The sequence below is a fragment of the Roseateles sp. PN1 genome, assembly GCF_038419725.1.
Lineage (GTDB): Bacteria > Pseudomonadota > Gammaproteobacteria > Burkholderiales > Burkholderiaceae_C > Paucibacter_A.
This window is the reverse complement of sequence record NZ_JBCARA010000004.1, coordinates 392,250-409,052: the sequence shown is the minus strand read 5'-3', so window position 1 is coordinate 409,052 and position 16,803 is coordinate 392,250. Positions and strand designations below refer to the sequence as shown.

Sequence of the window (16,803 nt, the reverse complement as noted above, 5' to 3'; positions counted from 1 at the left end):
GATCGGACTATTCCAGATGAGATGGCCTTGGGGCAAACAACGCAACACCTTACGCCTGAGCGTGCGCTGCCACGACGGGCTATTTGCCTATGTATTGACCGATCAGGCCCAAGCGACTGACAAGCCCCTTGAAGTGCTGCAGTGGGGCGTGTTGCGCAATCTGGCGGATGAGCCGGAGGCGCGCGCCAAAGCCATTCGCAGCCTGGGCTTGCATGCCGGTGAGGTGCTGGCCCTGCTGGAGCCCAGCCAATATCAAATCCTCAAGGTCGACACCCCCAATGTGCCCGCCGGTGAGTTGAAAGCTGCCGCGCGCTGGCTGATCAAAGAGCTGGTGGAAGTGCATCTGGATGACCTGACCCTCGACGTCATGCATGTCGGTGGTGATGTGCCGCGCACCCAGCGCCAATTGTTTGTGGTGGCGGCGCGCAATGCGGCCATCACGGAGCTGAGCAGCACCTGCCAGGCCGCCGGCCTGAGCCTGAATGTGGTGGACAGCTGGGAATGCGCCCTGCGCAATGTGCAAACCGCACAGGCCAGGGCTGACGCCATGCCGGAGCGCGCCACCGCCGCCTTGTTGATGCAGGGCGGGCAATGCCTGCTGACCATCAGTGTGGGTGGCGAGCTGTTCTTCACCCGTCGGCTTGATGGCGACCCGCGCCTGACGGCGCGCGCCACCGGCAGCCAGACTCACAAGCCGCTGGAAGAGGCCCCGCTGGGTTTTGAGTACACACCGGGCACCAGCTTGTCGGGCTTGGGCATGGGCATGGGCGAGGACAGCGAAGAATCGGTGCTGATCATCGAGCTGCAACGCTCCATCGACCTGTGGGAACGCTCCTGGCCCGAGTTGCCGCTGGCGCGCCTCTACCTGCTGGTGGCCGAGCATGGCGATCAGCTGGCCACTTTGATGCAGCGCGAGCTCGGCCTGCGCACCCTGGCGATTCAGCTACCCGCGCTGTTCAGCGGTATTGCCGCTGACGCCGATGCCGCGCAGCTCAGCGAATGCCTGCCCTTGCTGGGGGCTGCCCTGCGCCAAGAAACCCGCGCACTCTGAGGCCCAGGACCCAATCACCCGACCCCGCCATGGCCCAGCAAATCAATTTACTCACCCCCATTCTGCTTGCGCCGAAACGCTATTTCTCGGCCCTGACCATGGTGCAGGCCATGGCCATGCTGCTGGCGGCCACGCTGGCTTTGTGCCTGTGGCTGAACCTGCAAGCCCAGCAGTCCAAGCGCGACTTTGCCCAGGCGCAAGCCCGCGGGGCACTTGAATTGCAAACCCTGACTCAAGCCCTGGCCGCGCTGCCGCCACCGGTGGATCCCAAGCTCTTGGCCCAACAGATCAATCAGTTGGAACTCTACAATCAAGCGCAGCTGCTGACCCTCAACATCCTCAACGGCGGTTTGGCGGCGGATGGTTATCGGCATTCCGACCTGCTCAAGTCCCTGGCTCAGACCGTGCCCGCCAGCGTCTGGCTGGGTTCGCTGCGCTGGATGCCGGGTCAACTGGAACTCAACGGCGCCACCCTGGACCCAGTGGCGCTGCGCACCTGGCTGGAACGCCTGGCCGGGCAGCCACTCTTGGCGGGCCTGCAACTGGGCTCGGTGAAGGTGGAGAAATGGGGCCCGGATGGCCCGCTTGGTGGCGAGGCCAATGATCCAGCAGGAACTGCTGCTGCACCAGCCGCCTGGCTGAGCCCGTCCACGCCGAAGCCACGGCCCGGCTTGGCGGTCTGGTCCTTCCGCGTCGTCAGCGCATTACCTGCACCGGCCAACAAGCTGGGCGCCCCCGGCGCCAGCGACCTGAAAGCAGGCACAACACCATGATGGCCAGCAACAAAACCCTGAGCAGCTGGCAAGCCACATGGCAGAGCTGGGCCAAGCGCATCGACGCGCTCAGCCTGCGCGAGCGCGCCTTCATTTTTCTGTGCCTGGCCGCCATCTTGATTGCGATTGCGGACAGCCTGATCATCACCCCCCTCAAGCTGGAGGCCCAAGCTCTGGCCAAGGCCCAGCTCAAGCAGAACCAAGACCTCAAGCAGCTACGGGAACAATTCACCGCCAGCGCCGCACCGCTTGGCGCCAGCAGCGCCCCAGGCGGCCAGGACGAGGGCAGCCAACTCAAGGCCCGGCTGGCCACTGCCCAACAACAGCAAGCCCAGCTGCGCCTGGCCGTGGACGCTGGCTTCAAGAACCTGCTGCAAAGCCAAGTGCCAGGGAGCAACACGGCCACCGCCGGCAGCAGCAAGCAACAAGGCCCGCAGCAATTGCCCGAGCTTTTGGCCACTCTGCTCAAGCAACACCCGGGCCTGAGCCTGCTCAAGCTGGCCAGCCTGCCGGAGGGCCAAGGCCCTGCTCAGTTCGCCACCCAAGCGAACAGCAAAGGCATGAGCCAAGCGGCCCCGCAAGCAGCCAACGCGGCAAGCGCCGCCAATCCCGGGAATGCCGCGAATGCCGCCAATGCCGAGATGCCCCTGACCTGGCAAGGCCTGGAACTGCAAGTCGCTGGTGAGTATCTGGATCAAATGCGGTATCTGCGCCAGCTCGAATTGGCCCTGCCCCGCTTGCACTGGGGCGAACTGCGCCTTTGGTCGCAGGGGGATGGCAAGCCGGTGCTTCTGCAAGTGCAAGTCTTTCTGCCCAAGGCTCGCGCATCATGAGTACCAAATCCAACACCAACCACGCCCGCTTGCTGCGCCGAATCGGCTTACTCAGCGGTCTCGCACTCGTATCGACACAGGCCTTGGCGCAAGCTAGCGCGGTGTCGGCTGCATCAGCTTCAGCCACCGCCCCCAGCAGCCGCGAAGAATTGCGCGACCCCAGCGCCTGGCCGGCCGAGCTGCGCAGTCCGGCGCCAGGTGCGGCGGGCGCGGGTAACGAGGACGACAGCAAACGGGCGGTGCAACACATCACCATCCGCGAGGGCAAAGCCTTTGTGGTGTCCGGTGGCCGCTTACTGCCGGTGGGCGCCAAGCTGGGAGACGCCACCATCGTGCGGATTGAAAGCCAGGCCGTCTGGCTGCGCGATGGACGCGGCACCCGCCGTGAAGCGATCTACCCCGGCATTGAAAAGTACGGCACGGCCCCGGCGCCAAGCGGTGCTGCCCCTCGGGCGCCCAAGCAGACCGCCAAGCCCAGCCCAAGAACAACAAGCCCCAGCGCCACCATGAATTCGACGACACCCAGCGCCAACCTCCAGGAGAAACCATGAAGCTCAGGCGCCATCACTCAGCCAGCCCCCGCCTTGCCAGCGCCCTCGCCCCCAGCATGGCGCTTTCGGCACTGCTGGCCTTGCTCTTGGGCGGCTGCGCCGACAAGCCTTTGCAACTGGCCCAGCCCCGCACCGAGCTGCGCGATGAACTCGACGCCGCCAATGCCGCGAACAAGGCCAACGCAGCCCGCGCCGCCGCTGCCGCCAATGCAAATGCTGCGGTTGCAGCTGCGGCAACGCCGGCTCCCGCCCCGGCTCCGGCCGCGCCACCCGAGCCGCGTTTCGATCTGGTCGTCAACGGCGCGCCGGTGCGCGATGTTTTCCTCTCGCTCGTGACCGACACCCGTTACAGCATGCTGGTGCACCCCTCGGTGAACGGCTCGCTCTCGGTCACGCTCAAGGGCGTCACCGTGCGCGAAGCGCTGGAGTCGCTGCGCGATGTCTACGGCTACGACTTCAAGTTTGATGGCCGCCGCATCACCGTCTTCCCGCCCACCATGCAGACCCGCATCTTCACGGTCAACTATCTGCAGCAGCAGCGCGTGGGCCGCAGCGAGTTGCGCGTCAGCTCAGGCGCCGGGCAAAGCACCAACGCGGGCAGCACCGGTAGCACCGCGGGCAGCAGCAACGGCAGCACGAACAACACGGGCGGCGTGCCTCAGCAGCAAGAAAGCTCGCATGTCGCCACCAGCACCAAGAACGATTTCTGGGCCGACACCACTGCCGCCTTGCGCGCGCTGGTCGGCACCGAAAGCGGCCGCAATGTGATCGCCAGCCCGCAGGCCGGCACGATTGCCGTGCGCGCCATGCCGGACGAAATGCGCGCGGTCGAAACCTTTTTGCGCAGCACCAAACTGGCGGTTGAACGCCAGGTGATGCTGGAAGCCAAGATCGTGGAAGTGGAGCTGCGCGAAGGCTTTCAAAGCGGCATTGACTGGTCGGTACTGGGCAAGAACGGCGCCATCGGCCAGACCAGCGTCAACCCCAGCATCCCCACGGGCGTGAACACCATCGTCAATCCGCTGGTCAGCAATAGCAATGGCCTGCCGGTGATGTCCACCGCCATCCCGAATCCGAACTGGCCAGACTTAGTGCCCATGCTTTCACCCGGTGCGGGCGCCTTTGGCCTGGCCTTGTCGCGCGGCAACTTCCAGGGCTTGCTGAGTTTTCTGGAAAGCCATGGCGACACGCAAATCCTCTCCAGCCCGCGCGTGGCCACGCTGAACAATCAAAAGGCGGTGCTCAAGGTCGGCTCGGACGATTACTACGTCACCGGCATCTCGGGCAGCAACACCACCAATAACAACACGAACAACAACACCAATACCAACACGCCCAGCGTTCCGACGCTGACGCTCACGCCCTTCTTCTCCGGCATTGCGCTCGACGTCACACCCCAGATCGACGAAGAGAACATGATCACCCTGCACATCCACCCAGCGGTGACCTCGGTGACCGAGAAGGTCAAGCAGATTGATCTGGGCACGCTGGGTAACTTCCGCCTGCCGTTGGCTTCCAACAGCATGAACGAAACCGACACGGTGGTGCGCATCCCCGACGGTTACATCGTGGCCATCGGCGGCCTGATGCAGATGGAATCCAACCGCAAAGGCTCCGGACTGCCCGGCGCCGACAGCAATCCCATCACCAGCACCTTGTTCGGCAACCGCGCCAACAGCGGCCGCAAGCGTGAGCTGATCGTGCTGATCAAGCCCAGCATCATCCGCAGCGCCGAGGACTGGGAGCAGCACAACCGCGCGGCTTCGATGGCCTTGTCAGACATGGACGAAAAGGCCCGGCGGGTGATTACCGTCAATGGCAGCCGCAGCCAGGATGGCGCGGTCGATCAGACGCCACCGGCCAGCAAGCGCTGACAAAAAATGCCGAGCTTGCCGCGGCAGCCGCGGCCTCTCAGTCAGCGCGTCGCGTTTGGAAAGAACAGCTGCTCGCCCGCGATTTTGTAGCTGGCGATCTGCGCTTGGCCCTTGGCTGACACCAGCCAATCGGCCAAGGCTTGTGCCTCCTTGAGCTTGACGTGCGGATGCTTGGCGGGGTTCACCACGATCACGCCGTAGGGGTTGTAGAGCCGCGCGTCGCCCTCCACCAGGACGGCCAAGTCGGCACGGTTCTTGGTGAAGGCGGCCCAGGTGCCACGGTCCGCCAGAACATGCGCGTTCAGGGCCGCCGCCATATTCAGCGCCGGGCCCATGCCGCAGCCGCATTGGCGATAGCGTTGCGCCAGGCTTTGCACCGGGTCCACATTGATGGCCTGCCACAGGCGCAGTTCGGCCGCATGGGTGCCGCTTTTATCGCCGCGCGAGACAAAGCTCTGCGCGCTGGCGCCGGGCAGCTTGGCCAGGGCTTGCAGCACATCGCGGCCACGCAGACCCGCCGGGTCGCTGGCCGGGCCAATCAGCACAAAGTCATTCGCCATCACCGGCATGCGCTTGAGGCCAAAGCCCTCGGCCACAAATTTCTCCTCGGCGGCCACATCGTGAACCAGCACCACATCGGCGTCCCCACGCCGGGCCAGGTCCAGGGCCTGGCCCGTGCCCAGGGCCACCACCTTGACCTGGATGCCGGTGTCGGCAGTGAAGCGCGGCAGCAAATGGGCGAACAAACCCGATTGCTCGGTGGAAGTGGTGGAGGCCAGCACGATGCTGGCACTCGTCGGCGCCGCAGGCTGAGCCGCCCGAGCCAGGCCACCAGCGGCCAGCAGCAAGCCGCCAAGTACCGTCGTCAAAAAGAGTTTGCGTTTCAAAACATCTCCCCTCGTAAAAACTGATCGGCCATGGCCGGCAGCGGCGCGCCAAAAAACTGCGCCACCGGCGCATCGGCCAAGACCTGACCCTCGTGCAGATACAGCACCCGGGTGGCCAAGCGTTTGGCTTGGCCAAGATTGTGGGTGCTCATCACCATGCTCAAGCCATCGGCCGCAAAACCCTCGATGACGCGCTCCACCTCGCGCCGCGCGCCCGGGTCCAAATGCGCCGTGGGCTCGTCCAGAAAGAGCAGCTCCGCTTGCAGCGCCCAGGCGCGCGCCAAGGCCAAGCGCTGGCGCTGCCCGCCCGACAAGCTGCAAGCATCGCGCCCGGCCAAGGCTTGCAAGCCCACACGCTGCAGGGCAGCCTGCGCCCGCTCGGCCCGCTCATCGGCGGCCACGCCGGCCAGCCACAAAGCCAGTCGCAGATTACGCTGCACCGACATGCGCAGGAAAAAAGGTTGCTGGAACACCATGGCCTGGCGCGGCAGCCGGCCCAGGCCCGGCAACTGATGCAAGACCCGACCCTCAGCAGGAAGCAAGCCGTGCAGCAGGCGCAGCAAGCTGGTCTTGCCCGCACCATTGGCGCCGATCAAGGCCAACCGTTCGCCGGCATGCAAGCTCAGCTGACACGGCGCCAGCACCTGCCGCCCGCCCAGGCTCAGGCCAGGATGATTGAGTTCAAGCAAAAGCGCACTCATGCAGCTGCTCCCCGCGCTTGGGCCTTGAGCAAAAGCGCGCTGAGCCCGTTGAGCAGGCCCACCACCACGAGCAAGGTCACACCTAAGGCGATGGCCCGCGGCAAATCGCCTTTACTGGTTTCCAGCGCGATCGAGGTGGTCATGACCCGGGTGAAGCCCTCGATATTGCCGCCCACCACCATCACCGCGCCCACTTCGGAGATGGCGCGGCCAAAAGCGCTCAGCAACACCACCAACAGCGCGCTGCGCTGATGCCAGACCAGCAGCAGGGCCGCCTGCGGGCCGCTGGCGCCCAGGGAGCGGAGCTGCTCGCCGCCCTCTTCCATGGCTTCGGCCAAGCGCGCGCGGGCCAAAGCGGCCACCACCGGCAGAATCAGCACGGTCTGTGCCAGCACCATGGCCCAGGGCGTGAACAACAAGCCCCAATGCCCCAAGGGCCCGGAGCGCGACAGCAGCAAATACACCAGCAAGCCCACCAGCACCGAGGGCAGCGCCAGCCCGGTGTTGAGCAACAAGACCCAGGCCTGGCGCCAGCGCGAGGCTTGCGGCAGCGCCACCAACCAAGCCGCCAGCGGCAAGCCCAGCAGCGTGGCCAAGGCACAGGCGCTGCCGCTGACCAGCAAGCTCAGCGCCAACACGCGCAGAAGCGGGCCGTCGGCCTCGGCCAACAAGCTCAGAGCCTGAGCCAGGGTGTCAAGCATGGCTGCGCGGCTTGAGCAGACCCAAGGCCAAGGCCGTGCCCAGCAAGACGATGGCGCAGCCCGCAGCCATGTGCAGGGTGAACAACTCGCCCAGGAACAAGAATCCCCACAGCACCGCAAACACCGGAATCAAAAAGGTCACGGCAATCGTGTTGGTGGGTCCGATGCGGCTCATCAAACGGAAATACAGCAAGTAGGCCAGCGCCGAGCACAGCAGGCCCAGCATCAACACCCCCATCCAGGCCTTGGCACTGGGCATAGCCTCAGGCCAGTAAAACAGCGCCGGCACGGCCAACAACAGTGCCGCGAACACTTGGCTGCCGGTGGCCACCGCCATTGGCTGAATGTGCACCGTGTAGCGCTTGCTGAAGTTGGCAGCCAAGCCGTAGCAAAACGTAGCCAGCAGACAGGCCGCCAAGGCCCAGCCGCTGCCGCCGGGTTTGAAGGAGGCCTTGTCCCAAGCCAGAAACAGCACACCCGCAAAGCCCAGGGCCAAGCCGAGCACGCGCCAGCCACTCAGGCCCTGACGCAGCCAAGCCCAGGCAATCAGCGCGCCCCACAGCGGCGTGGTGGCGTTGAGGATGCTGGACAGGCCCGCCGTGATGGACAGCGCCGCGAAGCTGAACAGGGCAAAGGGAATGGCGCTATTGAGCAGGCCAATCACCAGCAGCGGCTTCCACTCGCGCCGCAACTCCCCCAAGCCCTGGCGCGCCGCCAGCAGCGGGATCAAAGCCAGGCTGGCCACCGTCACCCGTAGCGCAGCCATTACCAGCGGCCCAAACTCATGGGCGCCCAGACGCATGAACAAGAACGAGGCGCCCCAGATGGCGGCAAGCGCAAACAACTCAAACAGATCAAGGGATTTCATCGGCGGGGCTCGGAGGACGGAGGCGAAGCATACTGCCGAGCGAGGCTCAAAGCGGTTTACAACGCTTCGTCGCGACGACCGGACGCCCCGGCCCGGATGAGGGCTGGACGAAGTCCTTGCGATGAAGACGAGCCATGCTAAACAGCGCCGATGAACGCAGAGGAATTCCGACTGATGCTAAGGAACAAGCCTCAGCTCGTGCCGTCGCAAGCGCACCTGGTGCCGCTGAAAAGTCAGGTTATTCTTTGGGCATGAGTATCCAAGCCCGCCGCCCTCTGCTCGTCTTTTTCTTGCTGCTCACTGCGCTGCTGGCATGGCTACCTCAGCTCGATATCGTCGCCAAGGAACGAGTCGATGCGGGCCTGAAGCGCGCCTTGATCAGCTTCGCAACAGCGCGAACGCTCAATGGTGTGGTGTCGACCTTGCAAGAAACCACCCTGTCATTCCAGCCCATGGGTGTTGGCGTCACAACAGCGCCAGGGCAAGTCTTGGACCCGATCAATGATCTGATCGAACAGTTCTCGAGCCTCATGCTCGGCGCCACGGTGTCTTTCGGGCTTCAAAAAGCCCTGCTTGCCATTGGCGCACAGCCCACAGTCAAAGCCTGTATCGCTATGGCACTTCTGGCGGCGGCGCTGGCCGTCGCATGGCGCGGGCAGATGCCCAGATTTGCCCGCGTGGTCTTGACCGCTTTGCTCCTGGTCCGCTTCGCCGTGCCTGTCGCCGCGCTGGGCAGCGATGCCGTCTTCCATGCCTTTTTGAAGGATGACTACCAAGCCAGCCAACAAGGACTGGCACTTTCCGCTGGGGACATGCATGGGCTGGTCACGGACGCCAGACAACAGGCGAGCGCCGCAGCACCGCCATACTTGGCAGACAGATTCAAGCAGGCGATCAAGCTACCCGACATTGGCGCTTTTGCTGAGCAGATCAAGCAGTCCGCTGAGCAAGCGATCAATCATCTGATTCAACTGATCGTCGTGTTTCTGCTTCAAACCCTGGTCGTGCCCCTGCTGCTGCTTTGGCTGATGATTGCTGCGGTCCGTGCAGGCCTGGGTTCGGCAGCCACTGCCGGCTGGGCGCCGCCCAAGCAAGCGGCCATTCGCTGATATCGGCCATGTGGAGCGCCAAGCAAGCGATCGGGCTGGCCAACGACTAGATGCCCTCGGCCGGCTGGAGCCCGCCAAACACCGCCTGTGCAGTGACAAGCTGCCGCTATGCCAAGATCAGGCGAGGCAGGCGTTCCCAAGCCCGCCAGGCGGCCGGGCTGACTCTGTTAGATTGGGGCGGTGGCTACCTTTTCCTCGCGCTTCCAGATTCGCCGCAAAGTCGGGCGGCTGCAGGCTGCTTTTTTTCTGCTGCTTGCGAGCGCCATGCCTTGGGCCGGAGCGGCGGAGTTCAAAGTCGACCTGATCCAGCTCGACCCCTGGGCCAAGCCCAACCCAGACGCGGCACTCAGAACCAAAGAGCCATTGATCGGCATCATCGTGGACTTGCTTCATGAGTTTGAGCGCCGCAGCGGCCACACCACACGCCAATCCTTGACGCCTTACGCCCGGGTCGAGCGCGACCTGCAGCAGGGCGATATCGACTTCACCATCATGGCCTGGAGCGACACGCGCAGCAGCTATGCCAAGCGCGGCACGGCCTTGGTGGCGCTTGAATTCGGCGTGATGGCGCGCCAAGGGATCTCGATCAAGCGATACGAAGATCTAAAAAACATCGTCACTGCCGCACCGCGCGGCTTGAAGGTGGATCCGCGCTTCGACAGCGACTCAAGCATGCCAAAGGAGTTGGTGCGGGACTACACCCAAGCCATCCGCATGGCCGTGGCTGACCGCAAAGCCAAGGCGGTGGCCGGCGGGCTGGCCAGCCTGAACCATTTGATACAGCAGTTCGGCTTAGCGGGCGAGTTCGGTGATGTGCTGGTGCTGAACACCAGCTACTTGACGGTGGCTTTTTCCAAACAGTCCAAGCAACTGGCAGCCGAGGCGCAAGTCAATGCCGTCTTTAAATCCATGGTGGACGATGGCACGGCCAAGCGTATCTTTGAGCGTTGGATGTTCCCGCCCAAGAACTGAGCGCGGCGAAGCCTCAAGTCCAGGCTGATTCGCTCAGCTTCGCGGCAAGTGGCCAGCGCGCCAAGCGCACCCAGCGCGGAAGCAGGAATATGCGCCTAGCGCTTTGCTTGCAGCGTCGCCGCCCGCCACAGATGCAACACCGCGTAGCTGCGATAGGGGCGAAAGGCTTCGGCTCGCTGGGCATAGGCGGCCGGGCTCAGTGGCGCAGCCAAGCCCTGGCTCAGTTGGCGCAGCAGAACCACGTCCTTGGGCGGAAAGGCGTCCGCCCAGGACCAGCCGCGCATCAGCATGTAATGGGCCGTCCAGGGCCCGATGCCGCTGATGCCTTGCAGCTCCAGCAGCGCGTGCTTGAGTTGAGCGGCTTGTTCTTCTGGCTGGGCATCAGCATCCTGCGCTGGCTGCCACGCTTGCTGGGCATAGGCCAGCTGTTCCCAGCGGCGCGCCAAGCTCAGCAGGCAATCGGCGCGGCGCCGGATGATGCCCAGCTCGGCAATCTGCCCCGGCTCCAGCGCGGCCACATCGCTGACCCGGGGAAACAGGCGCAAGGGCGTCGTCAAACCTGGCGGTCCAGGTTCGTTCAGCGGCCGCCCGAAGGCCTGCACAAAACGCTGCGCCAAGGTGCGTGCCGCGGCCACCGTGATTTGCTGCCCCAGCACGGCGCGCACGGCCAGCTCAAAGCGGTCCAGGCAACCCGGCAGGCGCAGGCCTGGATGGCTCAGGGCCAAGTGCCCCAGCCCGTCCATGACGGCTTGCGGATTGGCGTCCAGATCCAGCCAGCGCCGCAGCATGGGCAGCAGGCTATCGATGATCGTCGGCTGGGCCCGCAGCGCTGCAGAAAAGCTCAGCGCCACGACGGAGCGCTTGGGCTGAAACTGCAGGCTCAGCCAGCCTTCAAAGGCCTGCCCCTGCGCGCTCAGCCCTTGCACGCTGCGGGTGATGCGCAGCTGCGCCTGATCGACCTGCTCAATGCTGGCAATGGCGCGGTCAGCCAGAAACTGCAGCAAGGCCTCGACGTGATAAGGCGCTTGATAGGGCAGAAGAATTGCCGCGTCGGCGGGATTCAGGGCAGTCATGGGCGCCGATGATAGGCGGGCGCGGAGTCAGCGCCCTTCAGCGCCCTTCAGCGCCTTTCACTGCCCTTCACTGCCCGCTGACCCTCGGCGCGAATGCGCCAATTACATGGCTTTGAACAAATGCACATAGGCACGGCTGACCGGCAGTTCACGGCCATGGCCCTTGATGCGCACGAACAGGCGGCTGAGCTCATCGCGCCGGGTGCCGGCCAGGTGGTCCAGATTGATGATGGTGGCGCGATGCACCTGCCAGAACTTGGCCGGGTCCAGCTGGGCCATCAGGTCAATGATGGGCGTGCGGATCAGGTGCTCGGCGTTGGCGGTCTGTACCACGGTGTACTTGTCGTCCGCCTGAAAGAACAGCACCTCATCCACCGCAATCTGATGCATCAGATCGCCCTGCGCGGCGCGCACATAACGCAGGCGCTGCACAGACTCTTGCGCCCCGGCGGCAGCCCCCTGCCCTTGCAGCAACTTCTGCAGCACACCGGCCAAAGCGTTGGCGTCCGCTTCAGGCGGGGCTTGCAAGGCGGCACGCACCCGCTCCAGCGTCCGCGCCAGGCGCTCGGTCTTGAGAGGTTTGAGCAGATAGTCCAGCGCCGCAGCCTCGAAGGCCTCAACCGCGTACTCGTCGTAGGCGGTGACAAACACCACCCGCGTCTTGCCCTCTATCCCTTGCGCCACCTCCAGGCCGGTCAAGCCCGGCATCTGAATGTCCAGAAAGGCCAGGTCGGGCTCCAGCGTTTCGATCAGGCGGGCCGCCTCGCGTCCAGTCCGGGCCAGAGCCAGCACCTCCAGCTCTGGCCAGAGCTGGTTCAATTCGGATTTCAGGTGTTCGGCCAGATGAATTTCGTCGTCCGCGATGATGGCGCGCAGGCTCATGCTGCTGATCCTTGGTCTTTGGGGTTGATGGGGAGGGTGAGCAAGGCGCGGCAGCCGGCCTCGTCGATGTGCAGATCCACGCCTGCGCGCTCGCCATAGCGGGCGGCCAGACGCTCGCGCACATTTTTGAGCGCGATGCCATGCCCTTGCTGGCTGCGGCGGGGCTTGGCCAGCAGGCCGAGGCCATCGTCCTGCACCAATACCTTGAGGGTGTTGCCCTCGACCCAGGCGCGCAGCCGCACCTCACCGCCTTCATCCTTGGGTTCGATGCCGTGCACGATGGCGTTTTCGACCAAGGGCTGAATCAACAGCGGCGGCAGGCGCAGCTGCTCGGCCGCCGGCTCGGCCTCCACCACAAAGCGCAGGCGGTCGCCCATGCGGATCTGCATCAAGGCGAGGTAGCTGCGCACGGCTTGCAGCTCGGTGCCCAGCTGGCAGCTGTCCTCACGCAAGGCGGCGAGGCTGGCGCGCAGATGGTCGGTGAAGTGCTCCAACATGGCCAGGGCCCGGTCCGGCGCCGGTTTGATCAGGCTTTGAACCGCCGCCAGGCTGTTGAACAAAAAGTGGGGTTCGATCTGCGCTTGCAGGTGCAGCAGGCGAGCCTCGGTGGCCTGCAGCTGAAGAGCTTGGCGGCGACGCACCTGGTGGTCAATCGCCCAGCCGATCAAGACGCCCACCAGCGAGATGAAAAGAAACTGGCTCAGGCCGCGGGTGCTGTCCAGCGGCGTCCAGACTTGCTGCTGCATCCACCAGCCCAGGCCGAGCGCGAACAGCCACATGCCCAGCAGAACGCAAACCACCGGCACCAGGCTGAAGAACAAGCCCGAGCGCCAGCCGCTGTGCTTAAGTGCGTCCAGCCGTGCTTGCGGCTGCGTCAATTCGATGAGGCGGTAGGCCCCGTGGATCAGGAAGGCGATGAACAAGCCGTTGAGCCAGCTCAAGCCCAGACTCGCCGCCGAGATTTTGGCGCTGCCAAACAGCAGGGCCAGGGTGATGTAGAGGCTGGGAAAGGCCAGGCCGATGCTGGCGGTGATCAATCCCCGCGCCCAACCGGCTTCGTCACGCTGCTTGTGGAGCTGAAAGTAGCGGCGTGCGGCATAGCGCATCTCTGCGGTGAAGGAAGTAGTTTTCATGGAGGGGCGATCCAGCTTGAACATGCGCTGAAGCTTAGGGCGCGAGTGTCCCCCAAAAAGCCGACCCTGCGACGAACGGCAAGCATCGCTGCCCAATGGCAAGCCTGGGCCGTCAATGGCGGCTGCCAGGCCTGAACTCACTGCTCAACGCAGGCCTTATTGAAGCTCACCCTGGGTTTCGGGGCTTGACCACGGCTTGCCATGCGGCATGGCAACGCAGATTCGTCCGCCTGCGCAGGCACTGGCTGCTAAGGATTCATGTCTGCCGAGCAAGCCCGAGGTTCAGGCCGACATGACCTTGCAAGAGTTGACTGGACCGGGTTTTTCAGACCCATGGGCGCCATGCATTCGGCGCCGTACAAACCATTCAGCCAACAACAAATTTGGAACCCAACAGATCCACGCCAAAACTGGATACGCATCAAAGAACTTGATCCCCAGAATCACACTCACGCCCAGATAGAGCCTCAAAGTGAGGCCTGCCAAGGTGACTGCATAGCTTCGCACCATCCAGTTCTGGTGAGACTTCACATTTCCAATGCGAATCAGACGATATGCATTCAAAGTTGTTGCCAACCAAAAAATTGCCATCAAGCCAAATCCTGATGCCACATACAAGCCGCCGATCGAGTTCACAGCCAAGATCAGCCCGGCAACACCAGAAAAAACTATCGCAAGCACATAAAACCGACCGAGCCAACGATGCAAGCCCCAGTGTCTCAGGTGCAATGAAGCGGAGAACTGAAGCGCACCAGCCACGATTGCCACCGCACCACCCAAAAAATGAATCAAAGTAACAACAGGAAAGCGCGCAAATAGATTTTGAATGAACGGAGGTCTTATGCCCGGCATGACCAGTAACACCACGGCATAGAGTGCCACCAGAATCGCCGACAGCAGCATCAAACTCCACATTATTTTCTTACTCATATCTCCCCCTTTATATCCAACTGCAAGCCCAGCGGATAAAGCCGCAAAATCAAGACAAGCCACACGCCACGCAATACAGGCGCGGACATATTGATTGAACAGTTTCAGCAGAATTTCTACGCTCTGCCGGCGCGCATGGACACCGAATCGATACCCAATTCATATTGAAATTCAGCAGGTCGCGCGCAGCGCGCTGCCGAAAGACGAGAGGGGGCCGCACCAAGGCCATCCTTGCCGACGGCACGAGATTGCCGTTGCAGCCCGCCCTGCTCGCGCCTACATCGCCTTGAACAGATGCACATAAGCGCGGCTCACGGGCAGCTCGCGCTCATGGCCGCGCATCCTTAGTAAGAGCCGCGCATTGTCATCACGGCGGGCGGACAGCAGATGGTCCACATTAATCAATATGCCGCGATTCACCTGCCAGAAACGCTGCGGGTCCAGTTGGCTGGCCAGCTCCAGGATGGAGCTGCGGATCAGGTACTCATGCGCGGCGGTGCGAACCAGGGTGTATTTCTCGTCGGACTGCAGGTAGAGGATGTCCTCGACCGGGATGATGTGTGTGCTGCTGCCCTGGCTGGCACGCAGGTGGCGCAACATCGTTTGCGCGCTTGTGGCGCGAGGCAACAGCTGGGCCAGCACCTTAGCCAGCTGTGCCGCATCTGGCAAAGACGGGACCGGTGCGCCACGGGCCTCGTCGGCGAGCAAGGGCGCGCCGGGAGGGTTCGCCAGGGCGCGGCGCAAGCGGTCCACCGTCAGCTGCAGCCGCTCCGCCCGGACCGGCTTGAGCACATAGTCCACGGCCTCATGCTCAAAGGCACTCAGCGCATGCTCGTCATAGGCCGTCACGAAGACGACGCGGGTCGCACCTTCGATGCCTTGGGCGACCTCAAGGCCTGTCAGCCCGGGCATCTGGATGTCCAGAAAAGCAATGTCCGGCTGCAGCCGTCCGATTTGCTCGGCCGCTGCGAGGCCGTGCTGGGCCGTGGCCACGATCTCCAGCTCAGGCCAAAGCTCGTGCAGGCGGTCTTGCAGCACGCGCAACAGGTGGGGTTCATCGTCGGCCAGCAGGGCGCGGGGGCGGGGCATGGGCTTGGTGCTCATCGGCTTCAGCTCGGTCTCGGGTGTCGTCAAACAGCGGGCGTCGCTGATGGGTGCAGACGCGGCAAGCTCAGGCGCACGCGGGTGCCCTGCTCGCTCGCCCCCGCCTGCAATTGCAAGCCGGCCTCAGGGCCATAGGCGGCCCGCAGGCGCTCGCGGATGTTCTTCAGTGCCACGCCGTTGCCACGACGAGGGCGCTGCTGCGCGGCGGCCAGGCCGATGCCGTCGTCATCGATCTCGATGCACAGGCCCTGGCCGTCAAGGCGGGCGCGCAGAACAAGCTGGCCCCCTTCAATCTGCGGCTCCAAGCCGTGGTGGATGGCGTTTTCGATCAAGGGCTGCAAGAGCAGAGGTGGGATGCGGGCGGCGCGCAGCTCAGGCGGGATGTCCAGCTGCCAACGCAAGCGCTCGCCCATACGGCATTGCATCACGGTCAGATAGCTTTGCACCAGGTCGAACTCCTCCCCCAGGCTCACGTCCTGGGCGCGCATCTGCAGCAGGCTGGCGCGCAGGTAGTCGGTGAAGGCATCCAGCATGCGCTTGGCAGGGCCGGTTCATAGTCGATCAGCCCCTGGACATTGGCCAAGGTGTTGAAAAGAAAGTGCGGCTCGATTTGGGCCTGCAGAAGGCGCAACTGCGCCTCGGTCATCTGCTGGCGAACCTTGTGGGCCTGCAACTGCGCGCGCAGCCGCCACCAACTCAGGCCGGCCAGCAGGGTGCCGCAGCCCAAGAAAGTGATCAGCAGCCCGTAGTTTGGCAGTCGAGGTCGAGCCAGGCTGCCCGTGTCCACCGAACGCATCAGCACATCCAGCGCGATCAGGCCCAGCACGCTGCACAGTGCCGGCACGCCGATATAGGCCAGCCAGCGCGAGCGCCCCACGCCTTCACGCCATTGCAAGAGTCGCTCAGGCGGGATGAGCCAGCTCAGCGCGATGAAGCTGCTCTGTAAAAGCAGCATGATGATGATGCCCGTCAGCATCGACCACCCCATATTGGGCGACCACCACGCCATGCGCAGCAGATTGCCGCTGAACAGGGCGGCCAGAAAAACAATCGCCGCGCCAACGCTGGCACCGGTGAGCGCGATCAAGGGCCAGTGGGCGTACCAAGGCAGGCGCCGTGCTGCGCCGATGTGCCAGAGGTCGTCAAAGGCGGTGCTGACCCCGCGCCGCCACGGCTTGCTCAGAAGATTCATGCGCGGCAGTTTAGGGCTGAGGCTATCAACGACGGGCCGGCGTGCGATCAGCGGTTTCAGACCGGTACGAATCGACGAGCCAGCGCCGCGAACGCAGGGAGCGTAGGCGGCAAAGATTCTGGCCCGCCTGCGCAGCCGTCTTCACCCCAGCAAAAAGGTCTTGAAGCCT

Annotated in this window: 18 protein-coding genes; 7 read left to right on the top strand and 11 right to left on the bottom strand. The window is 63.9% G+C overall.

The window, feature by feature from the left end; all coding sequences use genetic code 11:
- Positions 1-16: 16 nt before the first annotated feature.
- Genes AABB87_RS09035 through AABB87_RS09015 form a run of 5 tightly spaced genes read left to right on the top strand, consistent with a single transcriptional unit; the run spans position 17 to position 5,082 of the window.
- A complete protein-coding gene (locus AABB87_RS09035) occupies positions 17-1,051 on the top strand; it encodes a hypothetical protein (RefSeq protein ID WP_341970907.1) in 1,035 nt (344 codons plus the stop codon).
- Between the two features lie 29 nt (positions 1,052-1,080).
- On the top strand, positions 1,081-1,824 hold the full coding sequence (locus AABB87_RS09030; RefSeq protein WP_341970906.1) for a PilN domain-containing protein: 744 nt from the start codon (positions 1,081-1,083) through the stop codon (positions 1,822-1,824).
- On the top strand, positions 1,821-2,657 hold the full coding sequence (locus AABB87_RS09025; protein WP_341970905.1) for a hypothetical protein: 837 nt from the start codon (positions 1,821-1,823) through the stop codon (positions 2,655-2,657). The genes AABB87_RS09030 and AABB87_RS09025 overlap by 4 nt, the downstream gene beginning before the upstream one ends.
- On the top strand, positions 2,654-3,208 hold the full coding sequence (locus AABB87_RS09020) for a hypothetical protein (RefSeq protein WP_341970904.1): 555 nt from the start codon (positions 2,654-2,656) through the stop codon (positions 3,206-3,208). The genes AABB87_RS09025 and AABB87_RS09020 overlap by 4 nt, the downstream gene beginning before the upstream one ends.
- Positions 3,205-5,082, top strand: coding sequence for a secretin N-terminal domain-containing protein (locus tag AABB87_RS09015; RefSeq protein WP_341970903.1), 1,878 nt, complete (start codon positions 3,205-3,207; stop codon positions 5,080-5,082). The genes AABB87_RS09020 and AABB87_RS09015 overlap by 4 nt, the downstream gene beginning before the upstream one ends.
- 41 nt (positions 5,083-5,123) lie before the next feature.
- Here the strand turns inward: AABB87_RS09015 and AABB87_RS09010 are convergent, their stop codons facing one another.
- From AABB87_RS09010 to AABB87_RS08995, 4 genes are read right to left on the bottom strand one after another with little or no spacing between them, the layout of a single operon-like run.
- Positions 5,124-5,969 (bottom strand): substrate-binding domain-containing protein, encoded by an 846-nt coding sequence (locus AABB87_RS09010; RefSeq protein WP_445944851.1) that lies wholly within the window; start codon positions 5,967-5,969, stop codon positions 5,124-5,126.
- Positions 5,966-6,670 carry an ATP-binding cassette domain-containing protein gene (locus AABB87_RS09005; protein WP_341970902.1) on the bottom strand — a complete coding sequence of 235 codons (705 nt, stop codon included), beginning with the start codon at positions 6,668-6,670 and terminating at the stop codon, positions 5,966-5,968. The genes AABB87_RS09010 and AABB87_RS09005 overlap by 4 nt, the downstream gene beginning before the upstream one ends.
- The gene (locus tag AABB87_RS09000; RefSeq protein ID WP_341970901.1) at positions 6,667-7,371 is read right to left on the bottom strand and encodes an ABC transporter permease; all 705 of its coding nucleotides are present in this window, start codon (positions 7,369-7,371) and stop codon (positions 6,667-6,669) included. The genes AABB87_RS09005 and AABB87_RS09000 overlap by 4 nt, the downstream gene beginning before the upstream one ends.
- Positions 7,364-8,239 (bottom strand): DMT family transporter, encoded by an 876-nt coding sequence (locus AABB87_RS08995; protein ID WP_341970900.1) that lies wholly within the window; start codon positions 8,237-8,239, stop codon positions 7,364-7,366. The genes AABB87_RS09000 and AABB87_RS08995 overlap by 8 nt, the downstream gene beginning before the upstream one ends.
- A gap of 251 nt (positions 8,240-8,490) precedes the next feature.
- Here AABB87_RS08995 and AABB87_RS08990 point away from each other — a divergent pair, with 251 nt between their 5' ends.
- Together AABB87_RS08990 and AABB87_RS08985 are read left to right on the top strand one after the other, a co-directional pair.
- On the top strand, positions 8,491-9,348 hold the full coding sequence (locus AABB87_RS08990; protein ID WP_341970899.1) for a hypothetical protein: 858 nt from the start codon (positions 8,491-8,493) through the stop codon (positions 9,346-9,348).
- A 264-nt stretch (positions 9,349-9,612) separates the two neighbouring features.
- The gene (locus AABB87_RS08985; protein WP_341970898.1) at positions 9,613-10,320 is read left to right on the top strand and encodes a substrate-binding periplasmic protein; all 708 of its coding nucleotides are present in this window, start codon (positions 9,613-9,615) and stop codon (positions 10,318-10,320) included.
- A 95-nt stretch (positions 10,321-10,415) separates the two neighbouring features.
- On the opposite strand, the gene AABB87_RS08980 is transcribed toward AABB87_RS08985, so the two are convergent.
- The 7 genes from AABB87_RS08980 to AABB87_RS08950 all read right to left on the bottom strand — a co-directional run bounded on the left by AABB87_RS08980 (position 10,416) and on the right by AABB87_RS08950 (position 16,634).
- A complete protein-coding gene (locus tag AABB87_RS08980; RefSeq protein WP_341970897.1) occupies positions 10,416-11,393 on the bottom strand; it encodes an AlkA N-terminal domain-containing protein in 978 nt (325 codons plus the stop codon).
- Between the two features lie 102 nt (positions 11,394-11,495).
- On the bottom strand, positions 11,496-12,275 hold the full coding sequence (locus tag AABB87_RS08975) for a LytR/AlgR family response regulator transcription factor (protein WP_341970896.1): 780 nt from the start codon (positions 12,273-12,275) through the stop codon (positions 11,496-11,498).
- Positions 12,272-13,408, bottom strand: a complete 1,137-nt coding sequence (locus AABB87_RS08970; protein WP_341970895.1) for a sensor histidine kinase — start codon at positions 13,406-13,408, stop codon at positions 12,272-12,274. The genes AABB87_RS08975 and AABB87_RS08970 overlap by 4 nt, the downstream gene beginning before the upstream one ends.
- A 282-nt stretch (positions 13,409-13,690) precedes the next feature.
- Complete coding sequence (locus tag AABB87_RS08965; RefSeq protein WP_341970894.1) at positions 13,691-14,338, bottom strand: DUF2306 domain-containing protein; 648 nt, start codon at positions 14,336-14,338, stop codon at positions 13,691-13,693.
- Between the two features lie 276 nt (positions 14,339-14,614).
- Entirely contained in the window at positions 14,615-15,442 is an 828-nt protein-coding gene (locus tag AABB87_RS08960; RefSeq protein WP_341970893.1) for a LytR/AlgR family response regulator transcription factor, read from the bottom strand.
- A gap of 26 nt (positions 15,443-15,468) precedes the next feature.
- The gene (locus AABB87_RS08955) at positions 15,469-15,975 is read right to left on the bottom strand and encodes a sensor histidine kinase (RefSeq protein ID WP_341970892.1); all 507 of its coding nucleotides are present in this window, start codon (positions 15,973-15,975) and stop codon (positions 15,469-15,471) included.
- Positions 15,912-16,634 (bottom strand): histidine kinase, encoded by a 723-nt coding sequence (locus AABB87_RS08950; RefSeq protein WP_341970891.1) that lies wholly within the window; start codon positions 16,632-16,634, stop codon positions 15,912-15,914. The genes AABB87_RS08955 and AABB87_RS08950 overlap by 64 nt, the downstream gene beginning before the upstream one ends.
- Between the last annotated feature and the right edge of the window lie 169 nt (positions 16,635-16,803).